Source organism: Pontibacter brevis (genome assembly GCF_054779655.1).
This window is the reverse complement of sequence record NZ_BAAGXV010000028.1, coordinates 17,465-32,144: the sequence shown is the minus strand read 5'-3', so window position 1 is coordinate 32,144 and position 14,680 is coordinate 17,465. Positions and strand designations below refer to the sequence as shown.

The 14,680-nt window shown below is 48.0% G+C and carries 13 protein-coding genes; 5 read left to right on the top strand and 8 right to left on the bottom strand.

The features are described 5' to 3' along the window. Positions 1-2: 2 nt before the first annotated feature. From ACYVB1_RS08570 to ACYVB1_RS08555, 4 genes are all read right to left on the bottom strand, one after another. A complete protein-coding gene (locus ACYVB1_RS08570) occupies positions 3-860 on the bottom strand; it encodes a transketolase (RefSeq protein WP_460922836.1) in 858 nt (285 codons plus the stop codon). 207 nt (positions 861-1,067) lie between these two features. Beyond that, positions 1,068-1,520 carry a thioredoxin-dependent thiol peroxidase gene (gene bcp, locus ACYVB1_RS08565; RefSeq protein WP_460922833.1) on the bottom strand — a complete coding sequence of 151 codons (453 nt, stop codon included), beginning with the start codon at positions 1,518-1,520 and terminating at the stop codon, positions 1,068-1,070. Positions 1,521-1,527: 7 nt separating this feature from the next. Further along, a complete protein-coding gene (locus ACYVB1_RS08560) occupies positions 1,528-3,456 on the bottom strand; it encodes a M23 family metallopeptidase (RefSeq protein WP_460922831.1) in 1,929 nt (642 codons plus the stop codon). Then, the gene (locus ACYVB1_RS08555; protein ID WP_460922828.1) at positions 3,416-4,027 is read right to left on the bottom strand and encodes a fumarylacetoacetate hydrolase family protein; all 612 of its coding nucleotides are present in this window, start codon (positions 4,025-4,027) and stop codon (positions 3,416-3,418) included. Before ACYVB1_RS08555 ends, ACYVB1_RS08560 begins: the two co-directional genes overlap by 41 nt. A gap of 368 nt (positions 4,028-4,395) precedes the next feature. On the opposite strand from ACYVB1_RS08555, the gene ACYVB1_RS08550 reads away from it, so the two are divergent. Together ACYVB1_RS08550 and ACYVB1_RS08545 are read left to right on the top strand one after the other, a co-directional pair. Next, positions 4,396-5,193, top strand: coding sequence for a M48 family metallopeptidase (locus tag ACYVB1_RS08550; RefSeq protein ID WP_460922825.1), 798 nt, complete (start codon positions 4,396-4,398; stop codon positions 5,191-5,193). Between the two features lie 14 nt (positions 5,194-5,207). Continuing rightward, positions 5,208-5,834: a hypothetical protein gene (locus tag ACYVB1_RS08545; RefSeq protein ID WP_460922822.1), complete on the top strand. Its 627-nt coding sequence runs from the start codon at positions 5,208-5,210 to the stop codon at positions 5,832-5,834. 86 nt (positions 5,835-5,920) lie between these two features. Here the strand turns inward: ACYVB1_RS08545 and ACYVB1_RS08540 are convergent, their stop codons facing one another. Further along, the gene (locus ACYVB1_RS08540) at positions 5,921-6,727 is read right to left on the bottom strand and encodes an exonuclease domain-containing protein (protein ID WP_460922819.1); all 807 of its coding nucleotides are present in this window, start codon (positions 6,725-6,727) and stop codon (positions 5,921-5,923) included. Between the two features lie 9 nt (positions 6,728-6,736). Next, the gene (locus ACYVB1_RS08535; protein ID WP_460922816.1) at positions 6,737-8,122 is read right to left on the bottom strand and encodes a UDP-N-acetylmuramate--L-alanine ligase; all 1,386 of its coding nucleotides are present in this window, start codon (positions 8,120-8,122) and stop codon (positions 6,737-6,739) included. Positions 8,123-8,276: 154 nt separating this feature from the next. Between ACYVB1_RS08535 and dnaB the strand changes: the two genes are divergently transcribed. Continuing rightward, entirely contained in the window at positions 8,277-9,854 is a 1,578-nt protein-coding gene (gene dnaB, locus ACYVB1_RS08530) for a replicative DNA helicase (RefSeq protein WP_460922813.1), read from the top strand. A gap of 425 nt (positions 9,855-10,279) precedes the next feature. On the opposite strand, the gene ACYVB1_RS08525 is transcribed toward dnaB, so the two are convergent. After that, the gene (locus tag ACYVB1_RS08525) at positions 10,280-10,867 is read right to left on the bottom strand and encodes a nitroreductase family protein (protein WP_460922811.1); all 588 of its coding nucleotides are present in this window, start codon (positions 10,865-10,867) and stop codon (positions 10,280-10,282) included. 264 nt (positions 10,868-11,131) lie between these two features. On the opposite strand from ACYVB1_RS08525, the gene ACYVB1_RS08520 reads away from it, so the two are divergent. Together ACYVB1_RS08520 and ACYVB1_RS08515 are read left to right on the top strand one after the other, a co-directional pair. Continuing rightward, positions 11,132-12,388, top strand: coding sequence for a PAS domain-containing protein (locus ACYVB1_RS08520; RefSeq protein ID WP_460922808.1), 1,257 nt, complete (start codon positions 11,132-11,134; stop codon positions 12,386-12,388). 48 nt (positions 12,389-12,436) lie between these two features. Continuing rightward, positions 12,437-12,790, top strand: coding sequence for a histidine kinase (locus tag ACYVB1_RS08515; RefSeq protein ID WP_460922805.1), 354 nt, complete (start codon positions 12,437-12,439; stop codon positions 12,788-12,790). Between the two features lie 106 nt (positions 12,791-12,896). Here ACYVB1_RS08515 and ACYVB1_RS08510 read toward each other — a convergent pair whose 3' ends face one another. Next, on the bottom strand, positions 12,897-14,630 hold the full coding sequence (locus tag ACYVB1_RS08510; protein ID WP_460922802.1) for a phospho-sugar mutase: 1,734 nt from the start codon (positions 14,628-14,630) through the stop codon (positions 12,897-12,899). Positions 14,631-14,680: the final 50 nt, after the last annotated feature.

Genomic DNA, 14,680 nt, shown 5'->3' with positions numbered 1-14,680 from the left:
TATTAGTAGTCAGCCGCTTCGTTAACAGCTAACTGCTGCAAGGCAATTTCCAGCTGCTCATCGTTTGGTGCCACACCATGCCACTTGTGTGAGCCCATCATGAAGTCTACGCCATAGCCCATTTCTGTATCCATCAGGATCATAATTGGTTTACCTTTGCCTGTAGCGGCTTTCGCCTGGTCTAAAGTTGGCAGCAGCGACTCAAAGCTGTTTCCGTTTGCTTCCAGTACTTCCCAGCCGAAAGCCTCGAACTTAGCGCGAAGGTCGCCAAGTGGCAATACATCTTTTGTGGCGCCATCGATTTGCTGGCCATTTCTGTCAACGGTGGCAATCAGGTTGTCCACTTTTTTACCACCGGCATACATTGTTGCCTCCCATATCTGGCCTTCCTGTAGTTCACCGTCACCCATCAATACATACACCAGGCTGTTATCCTTGTTTAGTTTTTTTGCCTGGGCAGCACCAACAGCAACTGATAAGCCCTGGCCCAGCGAGCCAGAAGCCACACGGATACCCGGCAACCCTTCTTCAGTGGCAGGGTGGCCCTGTAACCTGGAGTTCAGCTTGCGGAAAGTAGCCAGCTCTTTTGGGTCAAAGAAACCTGCACGTGCCAGGGTGCTGTAAAAAACAGGGGAGATATGGCCGTTGGAAAGGAAGAAAAGGTCTTCGCCTTCACCATTCATGTCGAAGTCAGTGCTATAGTTCATCACCTTGAAGTACAGTGATACAAAGTAATCTGTACAGCCCAGGGAACCACCCGGGTGGCCGGAATTAACGGCGTGTACCATGCGCACGATGTCGCGTCGAACTTGTGCTGCAACTTCTTTCAGCTCTTCAATGCTCTTGTTGTGTGGATTCACTTTTTAGAAATTATTAGTTAATTAATTTAATAATCAGGAAGTATAAACAAATAAATAATGCGATACAAGAAATAAAACGATTATCACCTTTCTGTTTACGTAACAAAAGGATAAAGCGCTAAAATAAGTGTTTTAAAGACACTAATCTACCATATGGTTTAAATAAAAAGCAGCTGGCCAAGAAGGGACAGCTGCTTTTTATTCAGGCTACTTTGACAGAATCTGGCCGGTGTGGTCGCTCGTTTTTACTTTCTTTATAATATCCCGGATAATACCATCCTGGTCGATTAAGAAGGTAAACCGCATCGTGCCCATATACTTGCGCCCGTACATTGATTTCTCCTGCCACACTCCGTATTGCTCCACAATTTGTTTGTCTGTGTCAGCTATCAGCGTGAAGGGAAGCTCAAACTTGCTGATAAAGCTCTGGTGTGATTTCTCACTGTCGGTGCTCACGCCAATTATTTCATAACCTTCCTGCTGCAGGTCACTGTAATTGTCGCGCAGGTTACAGGCCTGCGCAGTGCAGCCAGGGGTATTATCTTTTGGGTAAAAATACAGGATTACTTTTTTGCCGCGGTAGTCGCTTAGCTTTACGGTATTGCCGTTCTGGTCTTTGCCCTCAAATTCAGGGGCTTTGTCTCCAATGTTCAGTTCCATATGTTTATCAGATGGTGGTAGTATAGGTGGCTTCGTTGCCGGCATTGTCCTTCACCCTCAACTCAAAATCACCTGACAAAGGTATGTTTTTATCTAATTTTTCAGACCAGATGGTGGCAGTTTTGTGCTCAAACTTCATCAGCAGCCATTGCCCGTTTATGTAGGCATTGTAGGAGTTCAGTCCCGAGAGGTCGTCAGAGATTTTGAAACTTATCTGATTTCGGTTCTTGCTCACCAGCCTGATATAAGGAGCCTTTGTGTCTTCCAGCACCTTGAACTTACCCATGTTTTTGGTGGTGAAAGTAACGGTGTTGTTTTCGCTCCAGGTGCCGCCCGCATAGCCTTTGCTACGCCCGGTGCCCAGGAAATAAACGGCAGCCTTAGACTTGTCTTTGATATCTGACATGTCGGGTTTTATGGTGACCACCATGGCCTGGTGCAGGGGTGTGAAAAAGTCACCAACCGTGTACACACCACGGTCAAGCCGGGTCTGCAGGTAAAGTGTGTCGTACAACGACTGCTTGTTAAACTGCACTTTCAGGTAACCGTTTGAAAAGGTAATATCCTGCCCGGGTGGAATCAGCTTCTGGAAATGGAACGGCACCGTAACGCCGCAGAAGCGCATAGAGTCCGGTAGCCCTGCGCGTAAATCAAACAGGCCGATGGAGTGATTTTCCTTCATATAGCTCGGAACCAGCAGCAATGTTTTTCCACCTTTCAGCAACTCAATATTCTGTGGGGTCCTGCTGGTGTCGCCGGCGCTAACCTTAAGCACATTTCCAATCAGTTCATAATCCAGCGACGGCTTTTTAACTGTCTTGGAGAATGTCCTGGTAAATGTCGGCTGCTGCCCTTTTACTACAAAGTTAAGGGTGGAAGTGTTGTCATAAGAGTCACGTGCCACCAGTTTTACCTGATAAGTTGAGTCCGGATGCACGCTCATTCTGCCCTGTCGCTCGTTTGCTTTGTACAGCGGCAGGTCGTTGCCATAGTCTATAAAAGCTTTCTGGAACGTGCGGCCCTGGCGCTTATACACACTGTAGTTAATGTGCTGCGACACCTGGCGCGACAGTTCAAACGGCACCTTGTCAATATAGTGGGTGTATATCTGCTTTCCGTTTACGAACAGCGTTACCTCCTGTGTGCCGTTCTTGTTATCAGCCCCATCCAGCCGGTCTATTGTCTGCAGTTCCAGCCCAAGCAATCCGTTAGCAAAAACCGTATCGGCAATGCTAAAGGAGTTGCCTTTTTTGGTGGTGCGGTACTCTACACGGTCAAACTCGTTGTTGATGCGGGTGTGAATGTTCAAAGGCGTGATGCCAAGGGTGTAAATCTCTGGTGGCGTGGTGTCTATCACCTCCTGAAACTTTTGCTTTAACGGGTTGTAGAGGCGGTCTTCTGTGTCACGAATCTCGAAGTGCAGGTGCGGGCCACCAGAGCCACCCGTATTGCCCGATAAGCCTATCACATCGCCCCGCTTTACCGGAAACTGGTTCGGTTCCGGGAAAAGCTCAAGTTCAAATGCTTTGTTCTCGTACTGCTTCTGCAGCATAAAGCCGGCCAGTGGCTCGCTGTAGGCAGAAAGGTGTGCATACGTCGTCACCAACCCGTTTGGGTGTGTCACATAAATGATGTTGCCATACCCGTAGGTGGACTGCTTGACCCGTGAGATATAACCATCTGCAGCGGCGTGCACAGGTAAGCCAATGCGTTGCTCCGTTTTAATGTCGAGCCCCCCGTGGAAGTGGTTAGAGCGTATCTCACCCATTGTACCGGAAAGGTAATTGCGCTCTCCCGGCTTTATCGGGAACAAAAAGTATCCTGGCTGTGGTGCTGTTTGAGCTGCTGCACCAAACGTGGTAATAAAGGAAAGCAGTGCAAGCGAAAGCCGCTTCTTATTTAACTTCGAAATCAAGTAATTTTTTATCTTCAACATACCCTTCTAATCTGTCTCCTATCTGTACTGGTCCTACACCTGCCGGTGTGCCTGTAAAAATGATGTCTCCTGTTTTTAATGTGATAAAGCGCGATACATAAGCGATGATGTCGTTGAACGTGTGCAGCATCATTTTGGAATTTCCCTGCTGCTTTGTTTCGCCGTTTACATCCAGCCTGAAGTTAATGTGCTGCAGGTCGGGGAACTGGCTTAGTGGCAGAAATTCCGACACAGGAGCGGAGCCATTGAAACCTTTCGCCAAAGCCCAGGGCAAACCCTTTGCCTTCGCTTTCGACTGCAAGTCGCGTGCCGTGAAATCTATTCCAAGGCCAATGGAGTCATAATATTTTGGAGCAAACTTTTGGTCGATGTCTTTTCCCTCACGGCTGATGCGCAGAATCAGTTCTGCCTCATAGTGTACATCTTTTGTGTATTCCGGGTAATAGAATGGTTCATTGTTGCGGAGCAGGGCCGTGTCGGGTTTGAAAAATATGACAGGCTCCTCCGGCACTTCGTTATTTAACTCCGCAATATGCTCTGCGTAGTTTCTGCCAATGGCTATTATTTTCATGTTAAGGTGAAGTCAATTTTCTGTTCTTCAAAAATAGGGTTTCTAACGTTGCTGGATAGAAAAAACAAGAGAAAACTTTCCTGTTTTCTTTCAGGTGGCTTCTGTATTAGTCACGTCTCTCTTATACATCTTTTAACCCAAAGGCTCCATAAATATTGTTGAAACAGGCCGCTGATAACATTTTACGGAGTTGCTGACGTATAATCGGTGCAACGCATGCGCTTATATTTTGAGCTGTTAGAAGAGGCTTAACGCGTTTAAGGTTGAAAATATAGCGTTTTGCTGATTTAAAAATGTATTATATTTGAGTGTGGTAGAAAATGGTTCAAAATTTGAAATCATGCTCATATCACCAAAATTCTATGACAATGTATAAGAAATTAATTGCTTTTGCTGTAGCTGCGGTTATGATGGTTGCCTGTACAACAGTACCCATCACAGGACGCCGACAGCTGAATTTAGTATCTGATGCAGAAATGCAGCAGCAGAGTTATGCCGCTTACCGGCAGTTTTTGAGTGAGAACCAGCTATCGAGAGATGCACAGGCCACCGCCATGGTAAAACGGGTAGGGCAGCGCATACAGCGTGCCGTGGAACAATATATGGCAGCCAACAATATGAAGGATGAGCTGGCCGGTTTTGACTGGGAGTTTAACCTGGTGCAGGACGACCAGATCAATGCTTTTGCAATGGCAGGCGGTAAAACAGTAGTATATTCCGGGCTTTTGCCGGTGGCGCAAAATGAAACCGGCCTTGCGGTGGTAATGGGGCATGAGATAGCCCACGCTATTGCCAAGCACGGTAACGAGCGTATGAGCCAGGCGTTGGCACAGCAGTTTGGAGGGCAGACGCTTTCTGCGCTCGCAGGGGCACAGCCAGGCGTTACTTCCAACCTGATTATGTCAGTGTATGGGGTAGGCTCGCAGCTAGGCCTGCTACGGTATGGACGCCAGCAGGAGACAGAAGCTGATAAGCTGGGCCTTATATTTATGGCCATGGCCGGTTACAACCCGGAGGAAGCTATTCCGTTCTGGCAGCGAATGGAAGCTGCAAGTGGCGGTCAGGCCCCACCTGAGTTCCTGTCGACGCACCCAAGCGCCGGTACCCGCCAGAGCACTTTGAGGGAGTATATGCCAGAGGCGCTAAAATATTATAAAAGAAACTAACCCTGTAATACAACATGACTGAAAACAATTTTGCCCGCCTGCGTTTTGCCCCCTTTAGCCAGACCACCCTTCTGTTTTTTCTTCTTGTTTTTATGTTAGGCTCTTCTGCCTGCTCCAGGCGTGAGGCGATACGGGAGGAAAGTGAGTTAAGTGAAGAAGGGGAGGGAGAGGTGCCAGTAAAGACTTATGATGGCAAGTTGCTGGGGCAGGTTGTTTTCGATACAGTAGAATATGTTGTGCGCCGGCAGGAGCTGTTGCAGCCTTTTATCCGGGAGTTTGGAGATGGTACTGTAGTAGACCAGGTGATGATACGAAAGGTGCAGGAGACGAAGGAAGATAAGCCTGCCTATTACCTGGTTGCCATAGGCATGCGCAGTGGGTCATTCCGCTCCATGGCGCTGGAACTGGATTTAGCCGCAGACAATGCCCTGTACCTGAGTAGCAGCGGCTCTAAGCATATGTGCCAGTCGGGCGCCGGCTGTGGTTTCTGCTATTTCACTTTCTCAGGTAATAAAATAACAGGCTGTGAATGCGAATCGCGTGCGCCAGGTAATAACTGTACCCATAAGTTCTCTGAAAACAATAACTTGCTGAAGGGGGTGCAGTTGCGGGGCCAGGCGGGCAGAGACACCAGGAGATAATATTTCAGGACCCAAACAAAAGGGGCTGCTAAACTTGTTTAGCAGCCCCTTTTGTTTCTAGTGCTTCCTGCCTGTGGATAGCCTGGCTACGACAGTTGTACCTTACGCAAGCGAATGCGGGTAAGGACTTTCTTGGTCTGAAGCGGAAACTCACTTTTCATCATCCAGTCGTAGTAACCGGGCTCTTTCTGGAGTACTTCCTCTACCGGCACATTCTTGTGCTTCCCAAAGTTAAATACCTCCTGCCCCGCGTTGTTGTACACGATACGGCCGGACAAGTCAGCCGTTTTCTGTACCGTAAACTTATGCAGCTGCTCCATGTCGTTCTGCACAGGAAACTCTTCCACACCCTCGGCCACCTCTACAGGGGTGTTCTGGTAACGGTCCAGCTGCGCCATCAGGATGTGGTATGTCGCTACCGTGTCAGCCTCTGCGCTGTGGGCATTCTCCAGCTTTTTGTCGCAGTAATATCTATAGGCGGCTGATAGTGTACGCTGTTCCATCTGGTGAAAAATGCGGCAGGCGTCAATCACATTCCGGTTGTCTATGTCGAAATCTATATCGCAGCGCAGGAATTCCTCTGCCAGCAAGGGAATATCAAACCGCAGGAGATTGTAACCACCTAAATCACATCCTTTCAGGAACTGCTCCAGGTCTCTGGCTATTTCTTTAAAAGTCTTGCAACCCTGCACATCAGCATCATAAATCTTATGAATCAGGCTCGACTCCAGGGGAATCGGAATAGTAGGATTTACGCGGCGGGTTTTAAGGATTTCCTCGCCATCCGGCATTACCTTCAGCACACTTATTTCCACAATTCTGTCTTTGCAGATGTCGGTGCCGGTTGTTTCAAGGTCGAAGAAGACGATGGGGCGCTTTAAATTTAACTTCATTGCTCTGGTTTATTTAGTAAGAACCGCTTTTGTTAGCGCCTCTAAGTTCATGTTGTTGTAATTGCCAGAGCTCATAAGCAGCAGGTTGGCATTTTGCCAGTTCCGGCTGGTCAGGTGCTGTTGCAAAGCCGCTGCATCGTTGAAAACCTGCAGGCGCACATTATCGAACGCTATCTTCAGTTCATCTTCCGAGAGCATCTCCATGCGCTTGTGCTCGATTGTCTTCGGGTTGAAATACACAATAGGAGCATCTGCTTTATCCAATGCTCCGGCATATTGCGGCAGAAAGTTCTTGTTCAGGCTGCTGAAAGTGTGCAGTTCCAGCACAGCCACCAGCTCGCGCTGCGGGAATTGTGCCTTCACAGCCTCAGTGGTTGCTTTTACTTTGGAAGGGGCATGGGCAAAATCACGGAAGATGCTGCTGTTGTCCTGCTCTCCAATTTTCTCGAGGCGCTTGGCGGCACCCTTAAAACTTTTAAGTGCCTCGTAAAAATCATGCGCTTTCACCCCGATTTTCTTACACACTTCTTTCGCTGCACTGATGTTGCGCAGGTTATGTTCGCCAAACAGCGGTATTTCTACATCGCCGTCTTTCTTGGTGTGTAGAATGGTTTTGCCGTTTCGGATGCTGTGTTCGTGCGCGCTGTAGCCGATGTATACAATATCAGCCGGGTTGCGGGGCACTGCTACCAACTGCACCTGTTCATCGTCCTGGTTATAGATAAGTGTTCCGGCTTTCGGAGTCATCTCCGCGAAAATGCGGAACTGGTCCCTGTACATTTCAGGATCCGGGAAAACATTGATATGGTCCCAGCTGATGCCGGTAATAACGGCAATATGGTGGTGGTACAGGTGGAACTTCGGCACCCGTTTGATAGGGTCGGAGAGGTACTCATCACCTTCTATTATAATAACAGGAGCATCTTCCGAAAGCTTCACCATGCGGTTAAACCCTTCCAGCTGCGCGCCTACGGCATAATCAAACTTGCGGCCCAGGTGCTTGAGCACGTGCATGATAATGGAGGTAGTGGATGTCTTGCCGTGACTGCCCCCGATGACGATGCGCTGCTTGTCTTTGCTCTGCTCATAAATGAACTCAGGGAAAGAATAAATCGGGATGCCCAGCTCCTGCGCACGCTTCAGTTCCGGGTTGTCGGGTCGGGCGTGCATACCCAATATGACAGCGTCCGGCCGGGCGTCAATTTTTTCTGTAAACCAGCCTTCTTTTTCCGGTAATATGCCGGCCTCGGCCAGTCTGCTTTTGGCAGGCTCATAAATCTCATCGTCAGAGCCTGTGATTTTCAGGCCTTTGTCGTGTAAGGCAAGGGCAAGGTTGTGCATGATGCTTCCGCCCACTGCTATCAGGTGTATGTACTGAGGTTCCTTCTTCTCCATATCAAAGCAATATGTTTGCAAACAGACAAAGTTAGAAGTCATTCCCTAAATTAAAATAGTGGTACCCTAATATGTTGATATCTTATGCCTGAATGTGGATTACTCAGAGGGGGATGTGGATTACTTGCATGGCAGGTTTTTTAAATTTGTACCTATGGAGGACATGAAAATGAATGTGCGGCAGGCGGGCAACCGTAACAGTTGGCAGAAGAAAGCGCCTGTTGTTTCGGAATTGGGCAAAAAGCCACCGCAGGCACTTGACCTGGAAGAGGCCGTGCTAGGCGCTCTGATGCTGGAAAAAGACGCCCTTACCTCAGTGATCGATATTTTACGGCCACAGAGTTTTTACAAAGAGGCACACCAGCGCATTTTTAAGGCTATTATCGGGCTCTTCGATAAGTCGGAGCCGATCGATATCCTGACGGTGACGCATGAGCTCCGTGAGAACGGAGAGCTGGAATTGGCAGGCGGTGCCTATTACGTTACCCAGCTGACAACACGTGTAAACTCGGCGGCTAACATAGAGTACCACGCCCGTATCATAACGGAAAACTCTATTAAGCGGGACCTGATCTCGATTTCTTCTGAGGTGCTCTCCAGTGCCTTTGAAGATACAACCGACGTATTTGAGCTGCTCGATAAGACAGAGGCAAGGCTTTACGAAGTATCGGAATCGAACATCCGTAAGAACTTTGATGACATGCGCTCGCTCATGCACGCAGCTATCAAAGAACTGGAAGAGAAGCGCAAGCAGGAGGACGGCTTAACAGGTGTGCCTAGCGGACTTGCTGCCCTGGACCGTGTTACTTCCGGCTGGCAGAAATCTGACCTTGTGATCCTGGCTGCCCGTCCTGCGATGGGTAAAACAGCCTTCGTACTATCCTGTATGCGCAACGCCGCGGTTGACTTCAAGAAGGGCGTAGCCATTTTCTCGCTCGAGATGTCTTCGCTGCAGCTGGTGAATCGTCTGATATCATCGGAGGCAGAGCTGGATTCAGAGAAAATCAAAAAAGGTAACCTGGTAGACCATGAGTGGGCACAGCTCAACCATAAGATCTCGAAGTTAACCGAGGCGCCTATTTTTATCGATGATACGCCTGGTCTTTCTATCCGGGAGCTGCGCACCAAGTGCCGCCGTTTGAAGGCCCAGTTCGATATACAGATGATTATTATTGACTACCTGCAGCTGATGAGCGGTAACGCTGATGGCAAGGGTGGTGGTAACCGTGAACAGGAAATTGCGTCTATTTCGCGGGCCCTGAAAATGCTGGCGAAGGAGCTGAGTGTGCCGGTAATTGCGCTGTCGCAGCTGAGCCGTGCCGTGGAAACCCGTGGTGGCGACAAGCGTCCGCAACTGTCTGACCTTCGTGAATCCGGTTCCATTGAGCAGGATGCGGATATGGTGCTCTTCCTTTACCGTCCGGAATACTACGGCATAACAGAGGACGAAATGGGTAACCCTACTGCCGGCGTAGGAGAGGTGATTATCGCCAAACACCGAAACGGTTCTTTGGAAAACGTGCAGTTGAAATTTATCGGTAAGTATACAAAGTTCACTAACCTGGACAATGACTTCGGAGGAGATGCCATGGGAGGTTTCAATGCACTGCCTAATTCTACCTTCGATACCGAAACGCCAGGTGCTATACGTTTAGGAAGCCGCATGAACGACGGGGGCAGCAGCGGCGGCGGATTCCCGACCTCCAACTTCGATGAGGAGCCACCATTTTAATCAGGACACAAACAATCAAAGATAAGCCGAAGGAGATTAGCCGCTGTGCATTAAGCCAGTGGCTTTTCTTTTTTACGAGCACTTTGCTACACTAAAAACTGTAACTATAATCTTCAAAGTTTCTGCAACATCAGCAGACTCCCCTCCTTGGATAAGGAGGGGCAGGGGTGGTTCGACCCGGTAACGAAGAGTAAATCAGAACAGAGGTAGAACTACTTTGTCTAAAAGTTGCAGATCCTGAGAGGAAATTGAGCTTTTACAAATTTTTTCGCTAAAAACGTTAGTGCGGGGTCAAACAACCCCTTACCCCACCTTGTCTAAGGAGGGGAGGCTGCTGACTTCTGTGTAAAGGCAAAGATTCATTGTTACCGTTAAAATAAAAAGGAGACAAGCTTCGCTCATCTCCTCCCATTAATTCAAATTAATCAACCGTGCCACTCCACCTTTTCCTCCAGCGGAATGGTACGCCTGCCTTCTGAGAGGGGTTTATCAGTATAGCCGAAGTACAGCAAGCCCAGCACCAAGTCTTCTTCCCGTAACTGCAGCATGTCTTTCATAGCAGGGTGGTAGGCCATGCCGCCGGAGCCCCAGTAACTCGCTATGCCCAGTGCGGTGGCACCTAGCAGCAGGTTTTGCACGGCGCAGGAGGTAGCTGCAATTTCTTCTAAAGCCGGAATCTTGGGCAGTGCGCCGCGTTGCATGATGGCTACAATCAGGTGCGAAGCCTGATCCCCCATGTGCCGCAGTTTTTCATAATTTACCTCCAGGAACTTGTCTGGCAACGTATGTTCTTTGTATAATTCGGCATGGGCCAGGCAGAAGTCTTGCACCTTGTCCCCTGCATATACCTTGAAACGCCATGGTTCTGTTAAGCCGTGGGTAGGGGCCCAGTCAGCCAGCGCCAGAAGCTCCTTTACCTGCTCGTCTGGTACCGGCTGCCCGTTCATTTGAGGCGGTTTAACAGTTCTTCTGTTTTGAATGACATTCTGTATAGCTGAAAATGTATTGTTCATGAAAAGTTTTTATCTGTTTAAAATTTACTCAATATATCTCTTATGAACGTCCGAAAAGAGTTGACATCCTTTTGAATAACAAAATTAGTTATGTTAAGGATAACAATTTTGTAAACCTGATGCAGATCAAAGTAGTATAGTGTCTGTTGTTACCCTTGCATCCACAGTAAAATATTGCCGAACTTTATTTTCAGGTTTTAAAAGGCTGGACAATATATCTCTTTTAATTATAGTTTAAACATTGAATAGGCTCCGTGTTTTATAATGGACTATACCCAACTTTTTAGAAACATACCGGAGGCGCTTGTAGTGCTTTCTCCTGAGTATAAGATTCTGGCTGCTACAGATAAATACCTGGAAATCACAAAGCGTACAAGGGAGCAAATCCTGGGAAAGCATTTCCTGCTGGAGGCTTTCCCAAATAAAGAGCTCTCGTATGAAGAGAATCCTGTTCGTGTGTCACTGGACAGGGCGATCCAGAGTAAAAAAATAGATTACCTCGATGTAATACGTTATGATTTGCCGAAGCCCGAAGCTGAAGGAGGTGATTACGAAGTGCGCTATTGGGAAGCTTCGCATACACCAGTGCTTGATGCTGACGGAAATGTAGAGTATCTGATTCAGCGAACAACAGATGTAACGGAGAGAGAATCAGCTAAGCTAGCACTTTCTGAAAGCGAAGAGAAGTTCAGGTTTATGGCAGAAGCCATGCCGCAGTTAATTTTTACGACAGATGCGGCCGGTGAACTTACTTACCTAAACAAGCGCTGGGAGCGTTACGTCAATCTTCCCCTGGAAGACTTATCGCAGGAGGATTGGCAAAAGATAGTCCACCCGGATGACCTGCCTGTTGTTAAGGCGAAGTGGGAGGAGGCTTTCCGGAATGGGACTGACATTCAGATGGAACTGCGGAAGCGCGATAAGGACGGCCATTACCGCTGGCACCTGTGCCGTACACTGCCTATGGAAGATGAATCGGGCAACATCGTCATGTGGGTGGGCAGTTCTACGGATATACATGACACCAGAATTATGGTGCAGGAACTGTTGGAGTCAAATGAGCAGATGGCAGTTCTTGCAGACCAGGTGCAGGATGCTTATGTAAAGGCAGAAAATGAGCGGAAGATGCTGGAAACACTTTTTATGCAGGCACCAGCCATGTTCTGCATTCTGAAGGGGCCGGAGCATCGGTTTGAGCTGATAAACGATAAGTACCAGCAGCTCTATCCCGACAAGGACATGCTGCACAAGCCTTTGGCAGAGGCTGTGCCTGAAATAGTAGAACAAGGCTTTATTGCCTTGCTGGATGGCGTTTATAATACTGGTAAGGCTTATATAGCTGAAGAAGTGCCCATCATGCTGGATAAGGGTAATCGCGGTAAATTAGAAGAAACCTACTTCACCTTTTCCTATCACCCTATATTTGAATCTGATAAGATTACAGGCATTCTGGCTTTCGGTTATGAGGTAACTGAACAGGTTATGTTCAAGAAAAAATTACAGGAGCTAGGAGAGGCGTAGCATGAGTAAAGTCCGTCCATATGTTCATGTAAAGGAGAAAAGCTGCAGATGAACTTAGCGCAGGTAGATTTTCAACAGCTCCGTATAAAGCACATCCTCTATAAATCGAAGGTGCGCTCGATGCTCTATGGCGGAGCTTTTGATGAAGCCTTTTTCTCCAGGTCAGGCCCGATTGCAGTGTGGTTTGCCACTATCGGCCTTGTACGCTACATAAACGAGGCTGAAATGGGAGAGCTTGCCAAAGTACACCAGGAACTAGAGAATATAACCCTAAGCTTATACAAACTCTACAGGGACGGAAAAATTGACGAAGCACATGATGGGCTAAAAAATGTTGAGAAACAGTCTGAGCGGTTTCTGGCTTTGCTTTTAGTGCTGGAGAACAGGTTAAAAGAGGTTTAGTGAAGTAGCAGGTACTTCGGCCGTTTCNAAAACTAACATAAAAACGGCTCAATTGCTGGTGTTTCAAGACCAGCAATTGAGCCGTTTAACTTATTAGAGATGAATCTTACTTCAGTTTCAGGTCCTTCAGTGTCTGCTCTATCTTTTTGTTTAGCTTCTGAGCTGTAGCGTCAAAATCCTCCTTAGAAGCCAAGGGTTCGTTGACGCTGACATAGAACTTGATTTTAGGCTCTGTGCCAGACGGACGGGCTGAGATTTTGCTGCCGTCTTCTGTCATGTACTGCAACACATTTGAACTTTCCAGATCCAGTTTCGTTTCTTCCCCGTTCAACACATTCTTTCTTGTGCTGTTCTTGTAATCACTAATCTCGACTACTTTGGAGCCGGCTATGGTCTGTGGCGGGTTGTTGCGCATGTCGGCCATCATCTGCTGAATTTCTTCTGCACCACGCATGCCTTTTTTAGTGATGGAAACTAGGCCCTCTTTGTAGAAGCCGTACTTCGTGTACATCTCCACCATCATCTCGAACAGGCTTTGCCCATTGTCTTTCGCTACCGCTGCCATTTCGGCTATCAGGGCGCAGGAAGAGATGGCGTCCTTATCGCGAACAAAGTCGCCAGCCAGGTAGCCGTAGCTTTCTTCGCCGCCGCCAATGTAAGTTTCTTTGCCCTCCAGGTTTCGGATGATTTCAGCAATGTACTTAAAGCCAGTGAGGGTCTCGTACATTTTTACGTTATAGCTGTCGGCAATTTTCTTGATAAGGTCAGTCGTTACGATGGTTTTTACTACGTACTCTTTGCCTGTCAGCTTTCCGGCTAGCTGCCATGCCTGCAGCAGGTAGTTGATGAGGAGGGCCCCCGTTTGGTTTCCGTTTAACAGCACGAACTCGCCTTTCAGGTTTTTCACGGCAATACCCACGCGGTCAGCGTCAGGGTCTGTGGCCAGCACGAGGTCTGCGTCCAGTTCTTCTGCCTTTTTCATGGCAAGCGTCATGGCCTCCTTCTCTTCTGGGTTCGGATATACCACTGTCGGGAAGTTGCCGTCTGGCTTTGATTGCTCTTCTACCACATGCACATTCGTAAAGCCGAAGCGCTTCAGGATTTCAGGTACTAAGGTGATACCAGTACCGTGGATGGGAGTGAACACAATCTTCAGGTCATGCTGGCGCCTGATAGCATCCTGCGAAATAGAAAGTCCCAGCACTTCTTTGATGTAGGCTTCATCAACTTCAGCGCCTATCATCTCAATGTTCTCCTCTTTTGGCTCAAACTTTACCTCGTCAATAGAAGTGATTTTGTTTACCTCCTTGATAATGTTCTTATCGTGCGGTGCTGTTACCTGCGCACCATCGTTCCAGTAGGCTTTATAACCGTTGTACTCTTTCGGGTTGTGGGATGCAGTGATCACAACACCGCTCTGGCAACCCAGGTGGCGTATGGCAAAAGATAGCTCCGGGGTAGGGCGCAGCGCCTCGAACAGGTATACCTTGATATCATTGGCAGAAAAAATGTCTGCTGCGATGCGGGCAAACTTATCAGAGTTGTTGCGGCTGTCGTGGGCAATGGCTACACTAATCTGCTGATCAGGAAAATTCTGCTTCAGGTAATTGGAAAGGCCCTGTGTGGCCATACCCAAGGTATAGCGGTTCATCCGGTTGCTGCCCGCACCCATAATGCCACGTAAACCGCCTGTACCAAACTCAAGGTCTTTGTAAAAGGCATCATTCAGCGTATCATGCTCGTTGCTATCCAGCAGGCCCTGTATTTCTGTTTTGGTGGCTTCATCATAGTTTCCAGAGAGCCACTGGTCAATTTTTGTTTTTATAGAATTCTCAATCATAGTCTTTATGGTTGGAGATTTTGTTTGGTTATGTAGACAAAATAATCACA

Bases quoted from the DNA above. Each gene is read 5' to 3' on its own strand.
- bcp (WP_460922833.1), bottom strand. From the start codon at position 1,520: ATGGAACTGAACATTGGAGACAAAGCCCCTGAATTTGAGGGCAAAGAC.
- ACYVB1_RS08560 (WP_460922831.1), bottom strand. From the start codon at position 3,456: ATGTTGAAGATAAAAAATTACTTGATTTCGAAGTTAAATAAGAAGCGG.
- ACYVB1_RS08555 (WP_460922828.1), bottom strand. From the start codon at position 4,027: ATGAAAATAATAGCCATTGGCAGAAACTACGCAGAGCATATTGCGGAG.
- ACYVB1_RS08550 (WP_460922825.1), top strand. From the start codon at position 4,396: ATGTATAAGAAATTAATTGCTTTTGCTGTAGCTGCGGTTATGATGGTT.
- ACYVB1_RS08545 (WP_460922822.1), top strand. From the start codon at position 5,208: ATGACTGAAAACAATTTTGCCCGCCTGCGTTTTGCCCCCTTTAGCCAG.
- ACYVB1_RS08540 (WP_460922819.1), bottom strand. From the start codon at position 6,727: ATGAAGTTAAATTTAAAGCGCCCCATCGTCTTCTTCGACCTTGAAACA.
- ACYVB1_RS08535 (WP_460922816.1), bottom strand. From the start codon at position 8,122: ATGGAGAAGAAGGAACCTCAGTACATACACCTGATAGCAGTGGGCGGA.
- dnaB (WP_460922813.1), top strand. From the start codon at position 8,277: ATGGAGGACATGAAAATGAATGTGCGGCAGGCGGGCAACCGTAACAGT.
- ACYVB1_RS08525 (WP_460922811.1), bottom strand. From the start codon at position 10,867: ATGAACAATACATTTTCAGCTATACAGAATGTCATTCAAAACAGAAGA.
- ACYVB1_RS08520 (WP_460922808.1), top strand. From the start codon at position 11,132: ATGGACTATACCCAACTTTTTAGAAACATACCGGAGGCGCTTGTAGTG.
- ACYVB1_RS08515 (WP_460922805.1), top strand. From the start codon at position 12,437: ATGAACTTAGCGCAGGTAGATTTTCAACAGCTCCGTATAAAGCACATC.
- ACYVB1_RS08510 (WP_460922802.1), bottom strand. From the start codon at position 14,630: ATGATTGAGAATTCTATAAAAACAAAAATTGACCAGTGGCTCTCTGGA.